The 3,298-nt window shown below is 67.2% G+C and carries 2 protein-coding genes; both read right to left on the bottom strand.

Annotated elements, in window-relative coordinates; genetic code table 11:
* Window positions 1–2,586: error-prone DNA polymerase (locus HUK84_RS13130; RefSeq protein ID WP_176640693.1), on the bottom strand; the 2,586-nt coding region annotated here is incomplete at its 3' end.
* On the bottom strand, window positions 2,583–3,298 hold a 716-nt coding region (locus tag HUK84_RS13125; protein ID WP_374729345.1), incomplete at its 5' end, for a DUF6504 family protein. The genes HUK84_RS13130 and HUK84_RS13125, both read right to left, overlap by 4 nt.

Raw genomic sequence — 3,298 nt, 5'->3', positions numbered from 1 at the left:
GAACGCATCGGCCTCGGCCAGTTTCACCAGGGCGGCCTGGGGAACCCCGGCTCGGCGCCACACGTCATCCACCGAGCCGAACGGCCGTTCGCCGCGCGCGCCGACGATGGCGGCGGCATGGGCGTTGGACAGCCCCCTGACCAGGCTCATGCCCAACCGCACCGCGCAGATCCCGTCCGCGCGCTCAGGCTCCTCCAGCGTGCTGTCCCAGCGCGAGGCATTGATGCAGACCGGCCGCACCGTGACCCCATGCTCCCGGGCGTCCCGCACCAGTTGCGCGGGCGCGTAGAACCCCATCGGCTGGGAATTCAGCAGCGCGGCCAGGAACACATCCGGATGGCGGCATTTCAGCCATGAGGACGAATAGGCCAGGATGGCGAAACTCGCGGCGTGACTTTCCGGAAAGCCATAGGCGCCGAATCCTTCGAGCTGCCGATAGATCCGCTGGGCGAACTCTTCGGAATAGTTGTTTCGCTTCATCCCTTCGATCAGCCGGGTCTGGAATTGCGACACGGTGCCCGTGTTCTTGAAGGTCGCCATGGCGCGGCGAAGCTGGTCGGCCTCCGAGGCGGTGAAATCGGCGCAGACCATCGCCACCTGCATCGCCTGCTCCTGGAACAGCGGCACGCCGAGGGTCTTTTTCAGCACCTTCTCCAGCGCGGGCGTCGGATAATCCTCGGGCTCCAGCCTCTCCCGCCGCCGCAGATAGGGATGCACCATGTCGCCCTGGATCGGGCCGGGACGCACGATCGCGACTTCGATGACCAGGTCATAGAACGCCTGCGGCTTGAGCCGCGGCAGCATCGACATCTGGGCCCGGGATTCGATCTGGAACACGCCGATCGTGTCGGCCTTGCGGATCATCGCATATGTAGGCGGATCCTCGGCCGGAATGGTGGCCAGCGTATAATGCTGTCCCTTGTGCGCGGCAAGCAGCTCCAGCCCCTTGCGCATGCAGGTCAGCATGCCCAGGGCCAGCACGTCGACCTTCATGAATTTCAGGACGTCGATATCGTCCTTGTCCCATTCGATGATCTGCCGGTCGTCCATCGCCGCAGGCTCGATCGGCACCAGTTCGTCCAGCCGGTCACGCGTCAGCACGAACCCGCCCGGATGCTGCGAGAGATGGCGCGGCACGCCGATCAGGCCCTGCGCCAGTTCCAGGGTCAGGCGGATCCGCCGATCGTCCAGATTGATCCCGGTCCCGGAAAAATTCTCCGGATCGACAGTGCGCGACCATCCCCGGATCTGCCCCGAAAGCTGCCCGATCAGATCCTCGGGCAGCCCCATGACCTTGCCGACATCGCGCAGCGCGCCCTTGGCGCGATAGCGGATCACCACGGCGGTCAGGGCCGCGCGGTCGCGGCCATAATGTTCATAGACCCACTGGATGATTTCCTCGCGCCGCTCATGCTCGAAATCGACGTCGATATCCGGCGGCTCTCCACGCGCCTCGGACACGAACCGCTCGAACAGCAGGGAATTGCGCGTCGGATCGATCGCGGTGATGCCGGTCACGTAGCAGACCGCCGAATTGGCCGCCGAGCCCCGCCCCTGGCAGAGGATCCCGCGCCGCCGCGCCTCCTGCACGATCGCATGCACCGTCAGGAAATAGGGCGCATAACGCATGCGGCCGATCAGGCCGAGCTCATGCCGCAGGGTATCGCGCACAGTCTCGGGAACACCATCCGGATAGACCGATCGCGCGCTCCGCCAGGTCAGCGCCTCCAGCGCCTGCTGCGGGGTCTGGCCCGGCACGACGCTCTCGTCCGGATATTGATACGCCAGATCGTCCAGGCTGAACGCGCACCGCTCGACGATCTCCATGGTGCGGTCGATGGCCTCGGGATACCGGCCGAACAGCCGCGCCATCTCTTCCGGCGGTTTCAGGTAACGATCGGCATGGCGCTCCCGCGCGAAGCCCGCCGCGTCGATGGTGGTGTTGTGCCGGATGCAGGTGACGACATCCTGCAGGATACGCCGGTCATGACTGTGGAACAGCACGTCATTCGTGACGACGGTCTTCACCCGGGCCTGCTGCGCAAGGCCGGCCAGTTCATAAAGCCGCATCTGGTCGTTCGGACGGCGGCGCAGGGTCAACGCCACATAGGCCCGCTCCCCGAATGCCGCGCGCAGCCTGCGCAGATGCAGCGCGCACGCGTCATCGGCCCCACCCGGTGCCATTTCCGGCGCCAGTTCCGGTGCCAGTTCCGGCACCAGTACGGCCAGCAGCCCCTCGTTCGATTCCGCCAGATCCCGCCAGGCGAGACTGCATTTCCCCTTCCCCGCCCGCGCCTTGCCCACGGAAAGCAGGCGGCATAACCGGCCATAGGCGGCGCGATCGGCGGGATAGACCAGGACGGGGGCGCAATCCGTCAGGTCCAGCCGGCAGCCGACCACCAGCCGCAACCCGCTTTCCCGTGCCGCGACATGGGCCTGCACCATGCCGGCCAGCGTGTTGCGGTCGGTGATGCCGAGCGCTCGAATGCCCAGCGCCTTGGCGCGTTCGAACAATTCGCGCGGGGACGACGCCCCGCGCAGGAAGGAAAAATGGCTGGTGACCTGCAATTCGGCATAGCGGGTCATCCGAAGATCCCATGCAGGAACCAGCGCTGCGAACCGCTCTCGCCATGCTCGCCGTCGCCGGCGCGATAGATCCAGAACCGCGCGCCGGACGTGTCTTCCACGCGGAAATAATCCCGCACCGTGGCCAGTTCGGCGTCGCCCTGCCACCATTCGCCGAACACCCGCTCCGGACCGTCGGCGCATGCGACGTGCCGCCGCACGCCCCGCCAGACGAAGAACGCCGGCGGGTGATCCGGCAGCATCGCCATGGTCCCGATCGGCTCGGGATGCGGCAGCAGCCGGATCGGGCGCGGCCAATAACCGGGCCATTCCGCACAGGCGTCCGGCGCCAGGGGCGGGACGCGCGTGACCGACCGCTCGGGCACGTCGCTTTCCACCGGGGCGAGGCGATAGAGCGCCCGCATCCCCACCCGGTTGGCCAGGATATCGATCAGGCCGGAAAGATCGGCGTCCTCCTGCTCCACCAGCGCGGAGACATGCTGGCGGGTTTCGATCGGCTCGGTCAGCGTGGCGGTCAGCACCATGCGCTCGATGCCGAAGCCCGGATCGATGGTTTCGATCTTCTCGCACAGCAACCGGGCCAGGCGTTCTGCGTCGCGGACGGGCCGGCCCGTCGCGATCCGGACGGCTTCGGCCCGACGATCCACCCGATGCAGCAGCAGGTCGAGCCGCCGCACCCCCAGCCCCCGCGCTTCCAGCCCGGAGCAGAGCG

Origin of the sequence: Nguyenibacter vanlangensis (assembly GCF_013376155.1) — a bacterium.
GTDB lineage: Bacteria > Pseudomonadota > Alphaproteobacteria > Acetobacterales > Acetobacteraceae > Gluconacetobacter > Gluconacetobacter vanlangensis.
Note: the sequence above shows the minus strand (reverse complement) of the source record. Positions and strands in the feature narration are given on the sequence as shown.